The sequence below is a fragment of the Pseudomonas sp. genome (assembly GCF_030147005.1).
Taxonomy (GTDB): Bacteria; Pseudomonadota; Gammaproteobacteria; order Pseudomonadales; family Pseudomonadaceae; genus Aquipseudomonas.
In genome coordinates, this window is the sequence record NZ_JASLAW010000070.1 from 26,412 (window position 1) to 44,872 (window position 18,461).

The 18,461-nt window shown below is 60.9% G+C and carries 13 protein-coding genes and 2 tRNA genes; 11 read left to right on the forward strand and 4 right to left on the reverse strand.

The window, feature by feature from the left end; genetic code table 11:
- The first annotated feature begins 14 nt into the window (after window positions 1-14).
- The 9 genes from mutL to Q1V60_RS07005 all read left to right on the forward strand — a co-directional run bounded on the left by mutL (window position 15) and on the right by Q1V60_RS07005 (window position 11,591).
- On the forward strand, window positions 15-1,913 hold the full coding sequence (gene mutL / locus Q1V60_RS06965; RefSeq protein WP_300628737.1) for a DNA mismatch repair endonuclease MutL: 1,899 nt from the start codon (window positions 15-17) through the stop codon (window positions 1,911-1,913).
- A complete protein-coding gene (miaA, locus tag Q1V60_RS06970) occupies window positions 1,913-2,884 on the forward strand; it encodes a tRNA (adenosine(37)-N6)-dimethylallyltransferase MiaA (RefSeq protein WP_300628715.1) in 972 nt (323 codons plus the stop codon). The genes mutL and miaA overlap by 1 nt, the downstream gene beginning before the upstream one ends.
- A 95-nt stretch (window positions 2,885-2,979) precedes the next feature.
- Window positions 2,980-3,240 (forward strand): RNA chaperone Hfq, encoded by a 261-nt coding sequence (gene hfq, locus Q1V60_RS06975; RefSeq protein ID WP_016976904.1) that lies wholly within the window; start codon window positions 2,980-2,982, stop codon window positions 3,238-3,240.
- A 12-nt stretch (window positions 3,241-3,252) separates the two neighbouring features.
- Complete coding sequence (gene hflX, locus Q1V60_RS06980) at window positions 3,253-4,554, forward strand: ribosome rescue GTPase HflX (protein WP_300628719.1); 1,302 nt, start codon at window positions 3,253-3,255, stop codon at window positions 4,552-4,554.
- A gap of 96 nt (window positions 4,555-4,650) precedes the next feature.
- Window positions 4,651-5,826, forward strand: coding sequence for an FtsH protease activity modulator HflK (gene hflK / locus Q1V60_RS06985; RefSeq protein ID WP_300628721.1), 1,176 nt, complete (start codon window positions 4,651-4,653; stop codon window positions 5,824-5,826).
- Window positions 5,826-6,692 carry a protease modulator HflC gene (hflC, locus tag Q1V60_RS06990; protein WP_076951864.1) on the forward strand — a complete coding sequence of 289 codons (867 nt, stop codon included), beginning with the start codon at window positions 5,826-5,828 and terminating at the stop codon, window positions 6,690-6,692. The genes hflK and hflC overlap by 1 nt, the downstream gene beginning before the upstream one ends.
- Before the next feature lie 293 nt (window positions 6,693-6,985).
- Window positions 6,986-8,173, forward strand: coding sequence for an ATP phosphoribosyltransferase regulatory subunit (locus Q1V60_RS06995; RefSeq protein ID WP_300628725.1), 1,188 nt, complete (start codon window positions 6,986-6,988; stop codon window positions 8,171-8,173).
- A 54-nt stretch (window positions 8,174-8,227) separates the two neighbouring features.
- Complete coding sequence (locus Q1V60_RS07000) at window positions 8,228-9,517, forward strand: adenylosuccinate synthase (protein ID WP_300628726.1); 1,290 nt, start codon at window positions 8,228-8,230, stop codon at window positions 9,515-9,517.
- Window positions 9,518-9,656: 139 nt separating this feature from the next.
- Window positions 9,657-11,591 carry a methyl-accepting chemotaxis protein gene (locus Q1V60_RS07005; protein WP_300628728.1) on the forward strand — a complete coding sequence of 645 codons (1,935 nt, stop codon included), beginning with the start codon at window positions 9,657-9,659 and terminating at the stop codon, window positions 11,589-11,591.
- Between the two features lie 108 nt (window positions 11,592-11,699).
- On the opposite strand, the gene Q1V60_RS07010 is transcribed toward Q1V60_RS07005, so the two are convergent.
- The 4 genes from Q1V60_RS07010 to Q1V60_RS07025 form a co-directional block, all read right to left on the reverse strand.
- Complete coding sequence (locus tag Q1V60_RS07010) at window positions 11,700-13,253, reverse strand: iron ABC transporter permease (RefSeq protein ID WP_300628729.1); 1,554 nt, start codon at window positions 13,251-13,253, stop codon at window positions 11,700-11,702.
- Window positions 13,253-14,278 (reverse strand): extracellular solute-binding protein, encoded by a 1,026-nt coding sequence (locus tag Q1V60_RS07015; RefSeq protein ID WP_300628731.1) that lies wholly within the window; start codon window positions 14,276-14,278, stop codon window positions 13,253-13,255. The genes Q1V60_RS07010 and Q1V60_RS07015 overlap by 1 nt, the downstream gene beginning before the upstream one ends.
- Before the next feature lie 145 nt (window positions 14,279-14,423).
- Window positions 14,424-14,510: transfer RNA gene (locus Q1V60_RS07020), tRNA-Leu, on the reverse strand.
- Between the two features lie 152 nt (window positions 14,511-14,662).
- Window positions 14,663-14,749 (reverse strand) — tRNA-Leu (locus Q1V60_RS07025).
- Between the two features lie 226 nt (window positions 14,750-14,975).
- On the opposite strand from Q1V60_RS07025, the gene rnr reads away from it, so the two are divergent.
- Together rnr and rlmB are read left to right on the forward strand one after the other, a co-directional pair.
- Window positions 14,976-17,609, forward strand: a complete 2,634-nt coding sequence (rnr, locus tag Q1V60_RS07030; RefSeq protein WP_300628732.1) for a ribonuclease R — start codon at window positions 14,976-14,978, stop codon at window positions 17,607-17,609.
- Window positions 17,606-18,361, forward strand: coding sequence for a 23S rRNA (guanosine(2251)-2'-O)-methyltransferase RlmB (gene rlmB, locus Q1V60_RS07035; RefSeq protein WP_300628735.1), 756 nt, complete (start codon window positions 17,606-17,608; stop codon window positions 18,359-18,361). Before rnr ends, rlmB begins: the two co-directional genes overlap by 4 nt.
- Window positions 18,362-18,461 lie beyond the last annotated feature (100 nt).

Genomic DNA, 18,461 nt, shown 5'->3' on the forward strand with positions numbered 1-18,461 from the left:
TGAGCGAATCTGTCTTGAATAGTGGCTCGCGTATTGAACTGCTCAGCCCGCGCCTGGCTAACCAGATCGCCGCGGGTGAGGTGGTCGAGCGCCCGGCGTCGGTGATCAAGGAGCTGCTGGAAAACAGCATCGACTCTGGCGCCAAGCGCATCGACGTGGACGTGGAGCAGGGCGGCGTCAAGCTGCTGCGGGTGCGTGACGATGGCAGCGGTATTTCTTCGGATGACCTGCCGCTGGCCCTGGCCCGTCACGCCACCAGCAAGATTCGCGATCTGGAAGACCTTGAAAGGGTAATGAGCCTGGGCTTTCGCGGCGAGGCCCTGGCCTCCATCAGCTCCGTGGCCCGCTTGACCCTGACTTCCCGTACGCGCGGCGCCGAACAGGCCTGGCAAGTGGAAACCGAAGGCCGCGACATGGCGCCCCGGGTTCAGCCGGCAGCCCATCCGGTGGGCACCTCTGTGGAAGTGCGCGACCTGTTCTTCAATACCCCTGCGCGGCGCAAATTCCTCAAGGCCGAAAAAACCGAATTCGATCACCTGCAAGAAGTGATCAAGCGCCTTGCCCTGGCGCGTTTCGATGTGGCGTTCCATCTGCGCCACAACGGCAAGACCATCCTCAGCCTGCACGAAGCCAATGACGACGCCGCGCGCGCTCGGCGGGTGGCGGCAGTGTGTGGTGGTGGGTTTCTGGAGCAGGCGCTGCCGATAGAAATCGAACGCAATGGCTTGCGTCTATGGGGTTGGGTCGGGTTGCCGACCTTCTCCCGCAGCCAGGCCGATTTGCAGTATTTCTTCGTCAATGGCCGTGCAGTGCGGGACAAGCTGGTGGCCCATGCGGTGCGCCAGGCGTACCGCGACGTGTTGTTCAATGGGCGGCATCCGACGTTTGTGCTGTTTTTTGAGGTCGACCCCTCGGTGGTCGATGTGAATGTGCACCCGACCAAGCACGAAGTGCGCTTCCGTGATGGGCGCATGGTGCATGACTTCTTGTATGGCACCTTGCACCGCGCCTTGGGCGATGTGCGCCCGGATGATCAGTTGTCTGCGCCAATCGTAACGGCGGTGGTCCGACCAAGCGGTCCTGAGGCCGGTGAGTTCGGCCCCCAGGGCGAAATGAGCCTTGCCGCTAACCTGCTGCAATCACCGCAGCCGCAGCCGAGTTACACGGCGCCCAACTCGGGAGCTGGCGCGGGCTATCAGTATCAATACACACCGCGGCCGCAATCGACCGTGCCGGTGGCCGAGGCGCAGGCGGCTTACCGTGAATTCTTCGCGCCGCTGCCGGGGGCCGAGCCGAGCACCGTTGCCTTGCCCGAGGGCGGCGGTGATATTCCGCCGCTGGGCTACGCACTGGCGCAACTCAAGGGCATCTACATTCTTGCCGAAAATGCCCATGGCCTGGTGCTGGTGGACATGCACGCCGCTCACGAGCGGATCATGTACGAGCGCCTGAAAATCGCCATGGCCAGTGAAGGGCTCAGTGGTCAGCCACTGCTGGTGCCGGAATCCCTGGCCGTCAGCCAGCGTGAAGCCGATTGTGCCGAAGAGCACCACGGCGTGTTCCAGAAGCTGGGCTTCGAGCTGCAACGCCTGGGCCCCGAGACCCTGGCGATCCGCCAGATTCCTGCATTGCTCAAACAGGCTGAAGCCAACCGTTTGGTGGCCGACGTGCTGGCGGACCTGATGGAATACGGCACCAGTGACCGTATCCAGGCGCATATCAACGAATTGCTCGGCACCATGGCCTGCCACGGCGCGATCCGCGCCAACCGCCGACTGGCCCTGCCGGAAATGAACGGCCTGCTGCGGGACATGGAAAACACCGAGCGCAGCGGCCAATGCAACCATGGCCGACCGACCTGGACCCAAATGGGCCTGGATGATCTGGACAAACTGTTCCTGCGCGGTCGCTGATGAGTGCCTTGCCCCCCGCGATCTTCTTGATGGGCCCAACGGCCGCAGGCAAGACCGACCTGGCCATCGAGCTGACTAAAGTCTTGCCGTGCGAGCTGATCAGTGTCGACTCTGCCCTGGTTTACCGGGACATGGACATCGGTACGGCCAAGCCTTCGAAAGAGGTGCTGGCCCGGCATCCGCATCGTTTGATCGACATCATCGACCCGAGCGAGAGCTATTCGGCTGCGGATTTCCGTACCGACGCCCTGGCCGCCATGGCCGATATCACCGCGCGGGGCAACATCCCGTTGCTGGTCGGCGGCACGATGCTTTACTACAAGGCTTTGCAGGAAGGCCTGGCGGATATGCCGCCCGCTGACGCCCAGGTGCGCGCGGAGCTTGAAGACCAAGCTTCACGCCTCGGCTGGCAAGCCCTGCACGATCAACTGGCGGCGGTAGACCCGGTGTCCGCGGCGCGCATCCACCCCAACGACCCCCAGCGCCTTACCCGTGCACTGGAAGTCTGGCGCGTCAGCGGCCAGACCATGACTGAACACAGGCTGAAACAAACTGCGCAAAGTGCTGATGCAGGCGCATCTGGTCAGTCACAATTGCCCTATACTGTGGCGAACCTGGCTATCGCTCCGGCAGATCGCCAGGTGCTGCATGAACGAATTGCGCAAAGATTCACAAATATGTTGGAACAGGGGTTTGTGGAGGAGGTCGTAGCACTGCGTTCCAGAGGTAATCTGCACTCAGGGTTGCCTTCGATACGTGCTGTAGGCTACCGCCAAGTCTGGGATCATCTGGATGGCAAGCTGACGTCAGCCGAAATGCAGGAGCGCGGCATCATTGCCACGCGCCAATTGGCGAAGCGCCAGTTCACCTGGCTGCGCAGCTGGAGCGATTTGCACTGGCTGGACAGCCTGGACAGCGACAATCTGTCACGCGCCTTGAAATACTTGGGAACGGTCTCCATATTGAGCTGAGTCCTTGCAATTGCCGTCTATCCTTGGGGGTGTGGCGGCCATGAGCTATTTTATTTTCCGATTTTTTATTATTGATCCTTAAAGGAGTGCGGCACATGTCAAAAGGGCATTCGCTACAAGACCCTTACTTGAATACCTTACGTAAAGAGAAAGTGGGGGTTTCCATTTATCTGGTCAACGGTATCAAGTTGCAAGGTACGATCGAGTCGTTTGACCAGTTCGTGATCCTGCTTAAAAACACCGTCAGCCAGATGGTTTACAAACACGCTATCTCGACAGTCGTCCCTGTTCGTCCAATCCGTCTGCCTAGCGCAGCAGGTGATGAAGCAGCTGACGCTGAGCCAGGTAACGCCTGATAGGAGTCTCCTTTGTTCTTTGAGCGCCACGGTGGTGGTGAGCGAGTAATCCTCGTTCACTTGGATGGACAGGACCCTGAGGCGCGCGAAGATCCGCAGGAGTTTCAGGAGTTGGCAAATTCGGCCGGCGCCGAGACCGTTGCGTTTTTTAACGTGCCGCGTCATCGGCCAACCGCCAAGTATCTGATTGGCAGCGGCAAGGTCGAAGAGTTGCGCGACCTGGTTCATGCCGAAGAAGCCGATCTGGTGATCTTCAATCACACCCTTACGCCCAGTCAGGAACGTAACCTCGAACGTGTCTTCGAGTGTCGCGTGATCGACCGCACCGGTCTTATTCTCGATATCTTCGCCCAACGTGCGCGTACCCATGAAGGCAAGCTCCAGGTCGAACTGGCCCAGCTTGACCACATGAGCACCCGGCTGGTCCGCGGCTGGACTCACCTTGAACGCCAGGGCGGCGGCATCGGCATGCGTGGCCCGGGTGAAACCCAGCTGGAAACCGACCGGCGTCTGTTGCGGGTTCGCCTGCGCCAGATCAAGGGCCGCCTGGAGAAAGTCCGCAGTCAGCGCGAACAATCGCGTCGTGGCCGTTCGCGTGCGGATATTCCCACCGTGTCCCTGGTGGGCTACACCAACGCCGGCAAGTCCACGCTGTTCAACAACGTCACCAAGTCGGACGTGTACGCGGCAGACCAACTGTTCGCCACGCTCGACCCGACCTTGCGCCGTCTGGATATCGGCGACCTGGGGCCGATTGTCCTGGCCGACACCGTGGGTTTCATCCGGCACTTGCCGCACAAGCTGGTCGAGGCATTTCGGTCTACGCTCGAAGAGTCGAGTAATTCCGACCTGCTGTTGCATGTGATCGATGCGGCTGAGCCCGATCGCATGCTCCAGATCGAGCAGGTGATGGTGGTGCTGGGCGAGATTGGCGCACAAGACTTGCCGATCCTCGAGGTCTATAACAAACTCGATTTGCTTGAAGGCGTTGAGCCGCAAATCCAGCGCGACGAGAACGGCAAACCCCAGCGGGTCTGGCTGTCGGCGCGTGATGGCAGTGGTTTGGAGCTGCTTGAGCAAGCCATTGCCGAATTGCTCGGCAGCGATTTGTTCATTGGCACCTTGCGCTTGCCGCAACGTTTTGCTCGACTGCGTGCACAGTTTTTCGAGCTGGGCGCGGTACAGAAAGAAGAACACGACGAAGAAGGTGTCAGCTTGCTGGCCGTTCGATTGCCGCGCTCGGAGCTCAATCGGCTGGTCAGTCGCGAGGGTGTTGTACCGGCGGAGTTTATCGAGCAACACACTTTGCAATAAAAGCCTGAGAAAGCGGTTGTGCCGCGGTAGCAGGCATTCTGTAGCATTGGTCGGCGCGCCGTGGGTGCGTCTTTGCTTTATCAGATGGAGAGCGCTATGGCTTGGAATGAGCCGGGTGGCAACTCGAATAATCAGGATCCTTGGGGTGGTAAGCGCCGCAATAATGGCGACCGCAAGGGGCCACCGGATCTCGACGAGGCCTTCCGAAAGCTGCAGGAAAGCCTGAACGGGTTGTTCGGTGGTGGAAAAAAACGCGGTAGTGACGATGGCGGTCGTACAAGCAAGGGCGGCGGCTATGGCCTGCTGGGCCTGGGCCTTGTCGTGCTCGCGGCCGTCTGGCTGTACAGCGCGGTCTACGTGGTGGACGAGCAGGAGCAAGCCGTGGTGCTGCGCTTCGGCAAGTACTACGAGACTGTCGGGCCAGGCCTGAACATCTATTTCCCGCCGATCGACAAGAAGTACATGGAGAACGTCACGCGTGAGCGTGCCTACACCAAGCAGGGCCAGATGCTGACCGAAGACGAGAACATCGTCGAAGTGCCGCTGACCGTGCAGTACAAGATCAGCAACCTGCAGGACTTCGTGCTGAACGTCGATCAGCCGGAAATCAGCCTGCAACACGCAACCGAAAGCGCCCTGCGCCACGTGGTGGGTTCCACCGCCATGGACCAGGTGCTGACCGAAGGGCGTGAATTGATGGCCAGCGAAATCAAGGAGCGCCTGCAACGGTTCCTCGATACCTATCGCACCGGTATTACCGTCACCCAGGTCAACGTACAGAGCGCAGCCGCACCGCGTGAAGTGCAGGAAGCCTTTGATGACGTGATCCGTGCCCGTGAAGACGAGCAGCGTTCGCGCAACCAGGCTGAAACCTACGCCAACGGCGTCGTGCCGGAAGCCCGTGGTCAAGCCCAGCGCATCCTTGAAGATGCCAACGGTTACCGCGACGAAGTGGTCTCCCGTGCCAAGGGTGAGGCGGACCGCTTTACCAAACTGGTTGCCGAGTATCGCAAGGCACCTGAAGTGACTCGCGAGCGTCTGTATCTGGACACCATGCAGGAAGTCTTCAGCAACACCAGCAAGGTACTCGTGACCGGCAGCAAGGGTGGGCAGAACAACCTGCTGTACCTGCCGCTGGACAAGATGATCGAAGGTGGTCGTAGCGGCACCAGCGCGCCGTCCACCGGTTCGAATGCCGCTGCCAACGAAGCGAGCGCCCGTGCGGCCGCTGACTTGCTGCAACAGCAAACACGTACCAGGGAGAGTCGTTGATGAGCAATAAATCGCTGACCGCCCTGATTGTGGGCGTCGTCGTGGTCATCGCTGCCTGGAACTGCTTCTACATCGTCGCTCAGACCGAGCGTGCGGTGCTGCTGCAATTCGGTCGCGTGGTCCAGGCGGATGTCCAGCCGGGCCTGCATGTGAAAGTCCCCTACGTCAACCAAGTGCGCAAGTTCGACGCCCGCCTGATGACCCTGGATGCACCGACACAGCGCTTCCTGACCCTGGAAAAGAAAGCCGTGATGGTTGACGCCTACGCCAAGTGGCGCGTCAAGGATGCCGAGCGCTTCTACACCGCGACCTCCGGCCTCAAGCAGATTGCCGACGAGCGTTTGTCGCGCCGTCTGGAATCGGGCCTGCGTGACCAGTTTGGTAAGCGCACCCTGCACGAGGTGGTATCCGGTGAGCGTGATGCGCTGATGGCTGATATCACCCGTTCGCTGAACACAATGGCGGAGAAAGAGCTGGGTATCGAAGTAGTCGATGTCCGGGTCAAGGCCATTGACCTGCCGAAGGAAGTGAATCGCAGCGTGTTCGAGCGTATGAGCACCGAGCGTGAGCGTGAAGCCCGTGAGCACCGCGCCAAGGGTAACGAGCTGGCCGAAGGTATCCGTGCGGATGCCGACCGTCAGCGCCGTGTACTGTTGGCAGAGGCCTATCGCGAGTCTGAAGAGGCCCGTGGTGATGGTGATGCTCAAGCTGCGTCGATCTACGCCAAGGCTTACGGCCAGGACCAGGAGTTCTACGCGTTCTACCGTAGCCTGCGTGCCTACCGTGAAAGCTTTGCGAACAAGACCGACGTGCTGGTGCTGGACCCAAGCAGCGACTTCTTCCGCTACCTGGAAAAGTCCAAGTAACAGACCTGTGACTTTGTAGGAACCACTCCGTCGGGCGGCTAAAATGCCTGGCGGGGTGATCCTTTCAGAAAACGGGTGTATGATGCGGCAGCCGGGAAATTCCCGGCTTTTTTGCGTCTGCGTGTTTGATTCGGCAGGCGTGACAGGTTTTTCGAGGAAAGTGCCCGACGAGGCCGGTTACAGGTCGTTCGTCACGTCGCTCTTGCGCGTGGTTTATGCAGGCGGCGGGTATTTTCTGCTTCACTCAAGGCTCGGCCGAGGGCTGGCCGCCCGGATCAAAGGGGAATGGCGTAATGGCAACGGTAGACCGCTGGCTGCTGCCAGATGGCATCGAAGAAGTACTGCCACCAGAAGCTGCGCGCATTGAAGTAGCGCGTCGCCAGGTGTTGGATCTGTTCCAGAGCTGGGGCTACGAGTTTGTCGTGACCCCCCATATCGAGTACCTGGAATCCCTGCTGACCGGCGCGGGCCAGGACCTGGATCTGCGCACCTTCAAGGTCATCGACCCGCAATCGGGCCGGCAAATGGGTTTCCGTGCCGACATCACGCCGCAGGTGGCGCGTATCGATGCGCACACCCTGCGCCGCGAAGGCCCGAGCCGTCTGTGCTACGCCGGCAGCGTACTGCATGCCCAGCCGCGTGCCTTGTCATCTTCCCGTAGCCCGATCCAGTTGGGTGCCGAGTTGTATGGCGATGCGAGCCCGAGCAGCGACGTCGAAGTGATCAGCCTGATGCTGGCCATGTTGCAGCTGGCTGACGTGCCGGACGTGCACATGGACCTTGGTCACGTCGGTATCTACCGCGGCCTGGCCCGTGCGGCCGGCTTGTCCGGTGAAGCTGAGCAGCAGTTGTTCGATGCCCTGCAACGCAAGGCCATCGATGAAGTCATCGCCCTGACCGCCGGCGTGCCGGCTGAACTGGCCGACATGCTGCGCGCGCTGGTCAACCTGTGCGGTGGTCGTGAAGTGCTGGTGGCTGCGCGTGAGCGCCTGGCCAATGCGCCGGCGCCGGTGTTGGCTGCACTGGACGATGTGGTGGCGATTGCCGAGCAGTTATCGGCGCGCTTCCCGCAACTGCCGCTGTATTTTGATCTGGGCGAGTTGCGCGGCTACCACTACCACACCGGTGTGGTGTTCGCGGTGTTTGTACCGGGTGTTGGCCAGGCCATCGCTCAGGGCGGTCGCTACGACGATATCGGCGCCGACTTCGGTCGCGCACGCCCGGCCACTGGCTTTTCCACCGATTTGAAAACCCTGGTGACCCTGGGGCGTGCTGAGGTCGAGCTGCCGTCTGGTGGCATCTGGATGCCCGACAGTACGGACGCGGCACTCTGGCAGCAGGTTTGCCAGTTGCGCAGTGAGGGTCAGCGTGTCGTCCAGGCCTTGCCTGGGCAGCCATTGGCCGCCGCCCGTGAAGCGGACTGCGACCGGCAATTGATTCAGCAGAACGGGCTTTGGCAAGTATCGCCACTGGCTTCTTGAGTTTTCCTGCCGGCCATCGCCGGCACCAAGTTTGCGCGAATGAGGACAAGTGTTATGGGTAAGAATGTCGTAGTCCTGGGCACCCAATGGGGTGATGAGGGCAAAGGCAAGATCGTTGATCTGCTGACCGAACATGCTGCCGCCGTAGTGCGCTACCAGGGTGGCCACAACGCGGGTCACACCCTGGTCATCGATGGCGAAAAAACCGTCTTGCACCTGATCCCGTCGGGCGTACTGCGCGAAGGCGTGCAGTGCCTGATCGGCAACGGCGTGGTAGTTGCACCGGACGCCCTGCTGCGCGAGATCACCAAGCTGGAAGAGAAAGGCGTACCGGTGCGTGAGCGCCTGCGTATCAGCCCATCCTGCCCGCTGATCCTGTCCTTCCACGTGGCGCTGGACCAGGCCCGTGAAAAGGCCCGTGGCGAACTGAAGATCGGCACCACCGGTCGCGGCATCGGCCCGGCCTACGAAGACAAAGTGGCGCGTCGTGGCTTGCGTGTGGGCGACTTGCTCAACATGCCGCGCTTTGAAGACAAACTGCGTGAGCTGGTGGATTACCACAACTTCATGCTGGTGGGTTACTACAAAGAGCCGGCCATCGAGTTCGAAAAGACCCTGGCCGAGTGCAAGGAATACGCTGAGCTGCTCAAGCCGCTGATGCTGGATGTGACGGCCGAGCTGCACGACCTGCGTCGCGCCGGCAAAGACATCATGTTTGAAGGTGCCCAGGGCTCGTTGCTGGACATCGACCACGGCACCTATCCGTACGTGACCAGCTCCAACACTACCGCTGGCGGCGTTGCCACCGGTTCAGGCGTTGGCCCGATGTTCCTGGACTACATCCTGGGCATCACCAAGGCTTACACCACGCGTGTAGGTTCCGGCCCGTTCCCGACTGAGCTGTTCGACGAAGTCGGCGCACACCTGGCCAAGCAAGGTCATGAGTTCGGCGCAACCACCGGTCGTGCCCGTCGTTGTGGCTGGTTCGACGCCGTTATCCTGCGTCGCGCTATCGATGTGAACAGCATCTCGGGCATCTGCCTGACCAAGCTGGACGTACTCGACGGTCTGGAAACCATCAACATCTGCATCGGTTATAAAGACTCCGAGGGCAATGACGTTGCCCCGACCGACGCCGACAGCTATGTGGGCCTGCAGCCTGTGTATGAAGAAGTGCCGGGCTGGACCGAATCGACCGTGGGTGCCAAGACCCTGGAAGAGCTGCCAGCCAATGCCCGCGCCTACATCAAACGTGTTGAAGAGTTGATCGGCGCACCGATCGACATTATTTCGACGGGCCCGGACCGCAACGAGACCATCGTTTTGCGTCACCCGTTCGCGTAATAAGCTGTTGATGTAAAAAGCAAAGGGCTCCTTCGGGAGCCCTTTGTCGTTTCTGTCCGGCAAGCGGCACGACCCTTGCTGTGTTTCTCTTTTTCGCGGTGCTATCAATTTAATGGCACCCGTGGTGGAGGGATTCCCGATGTCTGCCGTTCTCTCATTGTTACAAAGCCGGCTGTTGCGGCCAGTGTTCGTTACCCTAGGTATCGCTCTTTTGGTGCAAGTGCTGGTGGCCGTCGCGCTGACGCGGAGCACGGTCACCGCCCTGGAGGCTGATTTGGGTAACCGCCTGGGCATCGATAGTCAGAAGCTGTCCGGCGAATTGGCTCAGGCCGGCAAGGAAGTCACGTCCAGCCTGGATAGTTTGTCCGTCAGTACCCGCCAGCGTTTGACCGCAGGGCTTTCCACGCGTCTTCAGGAAGAACAGAAGCAACTGCGTGCGACCCTGGAAAAAGACTTGCGGGATTCCGCCAATGACATGGCGCAGCTGCTGGCTTCGGTGGCGCCGCGTGCCATGTGGGACAGCGATGTGCCGACATTGTCGGAATTTGCCCGGCGGGCGCAGCGCAATCCCAACGTGTTGTTCGTGGTCTATGACGACGCGGCGGGTGAGCATTTGACCCGCTACCTGAATCGCGAAAATCCGATCAACCAGGCGCTGCTGGCCAAGGGCGCGGGTGACCGAGCGTTGGATAAGGTGTTGGACGCGGCTCGCACTGATCCTTCCGTGTACTACGTCGAGGCGTCCATCAGCCCCAACGGGGTGGAAATCGGCAAAGTCCGCATGGGGGTGTCGACCGCATCGGTCGAGGCGGATCTGCAAGCACTGGACAAGCGTTTCGCCGCGCTGATTGCCAGCGGTGATCAGTTGGTCGGCGACAGCCTCAAAGGCGCAGCGGCCGATAGCGCTGCCGCCATGGGCGCGCGCCTGCAATCGGCGCAAACCACCGCCACCCAGATGGCCGCCAACACCACCAGCGCGGTTCAGGAGGCTGCCGGCACGTTGCGCTGGCGTATCGGCATGGGCCTGGCGATGGTCGGTCTCGGGGTATTGCTGCTGATCGCAATCGTGCTCGGCCGCCGCGTGGTCAACCGTCTGAAGCTGTTGATCGCTGCCATGGATGACCTGGCAGCGGGCGAGGGCGACCTCACCAAGCGCGTCCAGATCAGCAGCAAGGACGAAATCGGCGATATGGCTTCGGCGGTCAACCGCTTTGTGGATAAGTTGCAGCCCATCGTGCGCGAGGCGGGTGATGTGGCCCAGCGCACTGGTGTGGAAATCGGCGCGATGACCTTGCGCAATGCCGGTGCCGATGCAGCGGCCGGGTTGCAGCGTGATGAGGTGGCGCAGAGTCTGCGCGCATTGTCGCAAATGGCCGATGAAGCCCAGGCCGAAAGCCATGCCATGCAGGCGGCGCTGCAACAGGTAGTGGATATTCGCCAGGCGACGGATGAGAACTCGCGTACTTCAGCCGAAGTGGGCGGCCTGATCGAGGCGTTGGCGGGCCAGGTGCAGGCAGGCTCTCAGGTGATCGAGCGATTGGCGCAGCAAAGCGAGCAGATTGAGGTGGTGCTGACGGTGATTCACGGCATCGCCGAGCAAACCAACCTGCTCGCTCTGAACGCCGCCATTGAAGCGGCCCGCGCCGGTGAAACGGGCCGCGGTTTTGCGGTGGTTGCGGATGAGGTGCGTGCACTGGCCAGTAAAACCCAAAGCTCAACCGGCGACATCCAGGCGCATATCGTGGCGTTGCAACAGGGCGCGCGTGAGGCGGTAGACACCATCGGCAAGGCCGGGCGCCAGGCCGATGAGGGGTTGCGGGTGCTGCGCGACAGCGTGCGCTTGCAGCAGTCGGTGCAGGCTTCGGTGGAACAGGTGCATGCGGCGATCGGCCTGGCGACACGCGCGGCCGAGCATCAGGCCCAGGGCGCACAGGCGGTGCGTGGGCGCGTTGAAGTGATCCATGCCCAGGCTGAGCGCGCCGCGCAGGCGGTGGTGGAGACTACGGCCAGTGGCAAGGTGCTGGATGGGTTGGCGGCGCAGTTGAAGGCCAGCCTGGGGCAGTTCCGGGCCTAACGTCGTCTGGTCGGGCCCTTTCGCGAGCAAGCCCGCTCCCACACTTGATCGCATTCCAAAGTTGGAACGCGGTCAGGCGTTGGAGTGGGCTTGCTCGCGAAAGCGGTCTCAGCGGCTCAGATACATCCGCGTCGTGAGCAGATACACCGGCAGCCCCGACACCAGGATCAACAACGCCGCATAAGGCGCCGCCGCTGCAAATTCCACATTCGACGTATGCGCCCACACCGCCGTTGCCAAGGTATTCAGCCCGGTCGGGCTCAGCAGCAATGTCGCCGTCAATTCCTTCATCGCATCCAGAAACACCAACGCAAACGCCGCGCCCAAAGCCGGGAAAATAATTGGCAACGTCACCCGGCAAAACGCACTGAACGACGATGCGCCCAGCGTCCGCGCCGCTTCTTCCAGCTGGGGTGCGGCCTTGTTCAGCGCCGTGCGAATCGGCGCCTGGGCCAGGGGCAAAAACAACAGCGCGTACGCGATGAGCAGCAGCGCTGACGTCTGATACAGCGCCGGCACGTAATGCAGTGCGAAATACACCAGGGTTAGTGCAATCACCAGGCCGGGCAGGGCGTGCAGCAGGTACGGCAGGCGCTCGGCCCAGATCGCCAGTTGACCTTTATAGCGCACCACCAGCAAGCCGACCGGCACTGCCAGCGCCAGGCACAACGCTGCGCCGCCAAGGGAAAGTGCCAGGGACGACAACAACGCTTCGCTGATTTCGGCTACCGGAAACGCCGCCGATGAACCCACGGCCAGCCAATAACCGAGCATGCCCAGGGGGATGCCGCTGCCGATAATGGCCAGCGCCAGGCAATACAGTTGCCCAAACGGCGCCCATTTGCCTAGTTTCACCTGTTCGGCATGCCGCGCAGCGCCCTGGCCGATACGCACATGGCGGCCCTTGCCGCGCACGCGCAACTCCAGCCACAGCAGAGTCAGGCACATCGCCAGCAGCACCGCCGAGAGCATCGCCGCATTGGCATTGCTGAACTCCAGTTCGAACTGCTGATAGATCGCGGTGGTAAAGGTTTGCAAGCCGATGATCGACAGGGCGCCAAACTCCACCAGCATGTGCAACGCAATCAGCAGCGCCCCGGCCACCAGCGATGGCCACAGCAGAGGCAAGGTGATGCGCCAAAATACGCCCCAGCGATTCAGTCCCAGGGTCCGCGCCGATTCTTCCAGGGCGGGATCAAGGTTGCGCAGCGTGGCGGCCACCGGCAGGAAAACCAGCGGATATTTGGACAGGCTCATCACCAGTATCGCGCCGCCGAGGCCTTCGAAGTTGGCGCTCAGCGACACCCAGGTGAAGCTGCTGACAAACGCCGGCACTGCAAACGGCAGGCACAGGATCACCCCCCAGATGCGTCGCCCAGGCAGGTTGCTGCGCTCCAGCAACCAGGCCAGGGACAGGCCGACCACGCCGCACACCACCGTCACGCCAACCATCAGCGCCAAGGTGTTGCGCAGCAGTCCGAAGACATAAGGCCGCCACAGCAGGTGCACCGCCTGCGCCCAGCCTGCCTGCCAGGCCTTGAGACCGACATAGGCCAGCGGCAGCAGGCTCAGGCCAACCAGCAACAGCACCGGCAACATCAGCCAGATTGAAGGGCGTTTGCGTCGGGGGCGGAAACCTGCGGCGCTGAGCGATGGGTTCATCAGTTCAGGCCAACCTCACGTTCCAGTTCCAGGGCTTCTTCTGCATTGCCCAGGTCGGCGGGGGTGACTTTTGGTGGCTGCAGTTCGCTGAAAGGCTTGAGGCCGCGATTCGATTGCATGCCCTTGCGCAGCGGGTATTCAGCCGAGGTGTTGGTGATCACGCGCTGGCCTTCTTCACTGGCCATGAAAGCCAACAGTTGTTGGGCTTCCTTGGGGTGTTTGCTGGATTTCAGCGCGGCGGCGGAAGACACCGTAACCAGGCCGCCGGCATCGCCGTCGGTGAAATAGTGCAGTTGCGAGTCGAGATTGGTTTTTTCTTTCTTCAGGGCAAACCAGTAATAGTTGTTCACCAGCACGGTGGCCACTTCGCCGTTTTCCACGGCTTTGAGCGCAACCATATTATTGCTGTACACCTTGCCGAATGCGCGCAGGCCAGTCAGCCATTCTTCGGCGGCTTCACGTCCGTGCAGCTTGATGATCGCCACAGCCTGTTCCTGGAACGCACCACTGGTGGGTACGAAGCCAACCTTGCCTTGCCACTCGGGGCCGGCGAAATCCAGCACCGATTTGGGCAGGTCTTTTTCGGCAATCAGTTTGGGGTTGAAGGCGACGACCCGGGTGCGCGCGGTCACGCCCATCCAATCGCCGTTACGGCCGACGTAATCCTGGGGCAGTACATCGAGGGTGTCGGCATCGATCTTCGCCAATAAACCTTGCTCGCCGAGTTTGTTCAGCGGCGGTGATTCTTCGGTGTAGATCACGTCGGCAGGCGAGCGGTCGCCTTCTTCGACGACTTGGCTGGCCAATTGGTTGCTGCTGCCTTTGCGTACATTGACGTGAATGCCGGTCTTGGCTTCAAAGGCTTTGGCAAGTTCATCGCCGACCTCTTTGTGCTGGCCGTTGTACAGGGTCAGGGAGAACTTGTCGGCGCTGTAGGCGGTGGGCGAGAGCAGGGTCAGGCCGAGCAGGGTGAGGGTCAGGCCACGCAGAAGGGATGTTTTGAGTCGGTTGTCGCGGATCATCATCCGAAGTATTCCTCGCTTATGTGCAACAAATCACTACAAGGATAAACGATAAAGCTTCTCAAGTGCGGACCGAGGGGATAATCGCGGATGAAGTTTTCGAACGCCGGAAACGAAAAAACCCGCTTTCGCGGGTTTGATCTGAATTTGGTGCCCAGGAGAAGACTCGAACTTCCACGACCTTGCGATCACCAGCACCTGAAGCTGGCGTGTCTACCAATTTCACCACCTGGGCATTATCAAACAACGTTGCCGCTGTTGATGGGCGAACTATACGGCGGGCTTTTTGATCTGTAAACCCCTGATTCAAAAAAATAAATCAAGTTTTTCGTTAAAAATCAAAGGCCTGAAACGAAAAAACCCGCTTTCGCGGGTTTTATCTGAATTTGGTGCCCAGGAGAAGACTCGAACTTCCACGACCTTGCGATCACCAGCACCTGAAGCTGGCGTGTCTACCAATTTCACCACCTGGGCATTATCGAACAACGTTGCCGCTGTTGATGGCGCGCACTATACGGAGCCCCTTTTAAGCTGTAAACCCCTGCTATGAAAAAAGCCTGGAAAATTTCGTCAATGGTCGTGCAAGGTGTGCGTGAGTGGGCTACAAAGGGCTTTTAAACACTTGTTGATGCCTGAAATTTCCCGTTTCAATACGCGTATGCCAAACTAACCCGCATATAGACAAGGTGAAAACTCTCTAATGGCCGATTGGCAGTCCCTCGATCCCGAGGCCGCTCGTGAAGCGGAAAAATACGAAAACCCTATTCCTAGCCGCGAACTGATCCTGGCGCACCTCGCCGATCGTGGTTCGCCTGCTAGCCGCGAGCAGCTGGTTGAAGAATTCGGTCTGACCACCGAAGACCAGCTCGAGGCCCTGCGCCGCCGTTTGCGTGCGATGGAGCGCGATGCTCAATTGATCTACACCCGCCGTGGCACTTACGCGCCGGTCGACAAGCTTGACCTGATCCTCGGCCGCATCGCCGGTCACCGGGACGGCTTCGGCTTCCTGATCCCGGATGACGGCAGCGACGACCTGTTTATGAGCCCGGCGCAAATGCGCCTGGTGTTCGATGGCGACCGTGCACTGGCACGTGTTTCCGGCCTGGACCGTCGTGGCCGTCGTGAAGGCGTGATCGTCGAAGTGGTGTCCCGTGCCCACGAGTCGATCGTCGGTCGTTACTTCGAAGAAGGCGGCATCGGCTTCGTGGTGCCGGATAACCCGAAGGTCCAGCAGGAAGTGCTGATCACCCCGGGCCGCAATGGCGCCGCCAAAGTCGGCCAGTTCGTCGAGGTGAAAATCACCCACTGGCCTACCGCGCGTTTCCAGCCGCAGGGCGATATCGTTGAAGTGGTCGGCAACTACATGGCGCCGGGCATGGAAATCGACGTCGCGCTGCGCACCTACGATATTCCCCACGTCTGGCCTGATGCCGTGCTCAAGGAAGCCGCCAAGCTCAAGCCTGAAGTTGAAGATAAAGACAAAGAGAAGCGCATCGACCTGCGCCATCTGCCGTTCGTCACCATCGACGGCGAAGATGCCCGCGACTTCGACGATGCGGTCTATTGCGAAGCCAAGCCGGGCAAGCTGCGGCTGTTCTCCGGCGGCTGGAAGTTGTTCGTCGCGATTGCCGACGTGTCCAGTTACGTGAAGATCGGTTCGGCCCTGGATAACGAAGCCCAGGTGCGCGGCAACTCCGTGTACTTCCCTGAGCGCGTGATCCCGATGCTGCCCGAGCAGCTGTCCAACGGCCTCTGCTCGTTGAATCCGAAAGTCGACCGCTTGGCCATGGTGTGCGAGATGACCATCTCCAAAACCGGCGAAATGACCGACTACCAGTTCTACGAAGCGGTAATCCATTCCCAGGCCCGCCTGACCTACAACAAAGTCAGCACTATCCTGGAAACGCCGAAGACCAGCGAAGCGAAGGCCCTGCGCAGCGAATACGCCGACGTGGTACCGCACCTCAAGCAGCTCTACTCGCTGTACAAGGTATTGCTGGGCGCCCGTCATACGCGTGGCGCGATCGATTTCGAAACTCAGGAAACCCGGATTGTCTTCGGCTCCGAGCGCAAAATCGCCGCGATCACCCCGACGACGCGTAACGATGCGCACAAGCTGATCGAGGAATGCATGCTGGCGGCCAACGTGGCCACCGCTGAATTCCTGAAAAAGCACGAAATTCCCGCGTTGTACCGGGTGCACGACGGTCCGCCGCCGGAGCGCCTGGAAAAACTGCGCGCATTCCTCGGCGAACTCGGGCTGTCCCTGCACAAAGGCAAGGACGGCCCGACGCCGAAGGATTACCAGGCCTTGTTGGCCAGCATCAAGGACCGTCCGGATTACCACGTCATCCAGACCGTGATGCTGCGCTCGTTGAGCCAGGCGGTGTACAGCGCCGATAACCAGGGCCACTTCGGCCTTAATTATGAAGCGTACACCCACTTCACCTCGCCGATTCGTCGCTACCCGGACCTGCTCACGCACCGCGCGATCCGCAGCGTGATCCACTCCAAGCAGAACACCCCGCACGTCAAGCGCGCCGGTGCCATGACCATTCCGAAGGCACGGATCTATCCGTACGACGAAGCGGCCCTGGAGCAGTTGGGCGAGCAGTGCTCCATGAGCGAGCGCCGCGCCGATGAAGCCACCCGTGATGTGGTGAATTGGCTCAAGTGCGAATTCATGAAGGATCGCGTGGGCGAGTCGTTCCCGGGCGTGATCACCGCCGTGACCGGTTTCGGCCTGTTCGTCGAACTGACCGACATCTACGTCGAGGGCCTGGTGCACGTCACCGCCTTGCCGGGCGACTACTACCACTTCGATCCTGTGCATCACCGCCTGGCGGGCGAGCGCAGCGGTCGCAGCTTCCGCCTGGGTGACACGGTGGAAGTGCAGGTCATGCGCGTCGACCTCGACGAACGCAAGATCGACTTCGGCATGCCTGACAAGCCCGTCGAGCCGACGGGTCGTAAAAAACGTGGCGGCGAAACCACCGCACCGGCTGCCAAAGGCAAAGGGGCTCCAGCGAAAGCGGCGGCCGTCGAGTCTGCGCCAGCCAAGGCTGGTCGCCGTTCTTCCGCCAAGGAAAAGGCCCCGGAAGCCTATCGCCCAAGCGACGCTGCGGCGAAAAACGCCGAGCTGCGCAAGAGCCGCGAGTTGAAGCAGCAGTTGCTCAACGAAGCCAAAAGCGGTGGTAAAGCGGCGTCTGGGGGAAAGTCCCAAGGGGCGGAAAAACCGTCGAGCAAACCCAGTAAACACCGTAAAGGCCCGCCCAAAGCGGGTTCGGCCCCCGCGAAAAGCGGCGGGTCGCGCAAACCTAAGGCCAAGTCATGAGTCTGGAAAAAATCTACGGCGTGCACGCCGTAGAAGCACTGCTGCGTCACCACCCCAAGCGCGTCAAGCAAGTATGGCTGGCGGAGGGTCGCAGCGAGCCACGCGTGCAAGCGCTGGTGGAGCTCGCCACCCAGAACAAGGTCGCCATCGGCCAGGCTGAACGCCGTGAAATGGACGTGTGGGTAGAAGGCGTTCACCAAGGTGTGGTTGCTGATGTCAGCCCGAGCCAGGTGTGGGGCGAAGCCATGCTCGACGAGCTGCTCGACCGTACCGAAGGCGCGCCGTTGCTGCTGGTGCTCGACGGCGTGACCGACCCGCACAACCTCGGCGCCTGTCTGCGTTCGGCGGACGCTGCCGGCGCGCTGGCGGTGATCGTGCCTAAAGACAAGTCAGCGACCCTGACACCGGTAGTGCGTAAAGTGGCCTGCGGCGCGGCGGAAGTGATTCCGCTGGTGGCAGTGACCAACCTGGCGCGCACCCTGGAAAAGCTCCAGCAGCGTGGCTTGTGGGTTGTCGGCACGGCGGGGGAGGCCGACGTCAGCATTTATGACCAGGACCTCACCGGCCCAACCATCCTGATCATGGGCGCCGAAGGCAAAGGCATGCGTCGTTTGACTCGTGAGCATTGCGACTACCTGGTGCATTTGCCGATGGCCGGCAGCGTCAGCAGTCTGAACGTTTCGGTAGCGACGGGTGTGTGCCTGTTTGAAGCCCGGCGTCAGCGCGGTGCCAAGGCTAAAGCCAAGAAGTAATGTAAGCCTGGCATAAAACCCGACTGTGGGAGCGGGCTTGCCGCTTGCCCTAATGCCGGTCAGTTAAGCGCTAAAGCAGAAAAACCTGCGACCTGTGGCG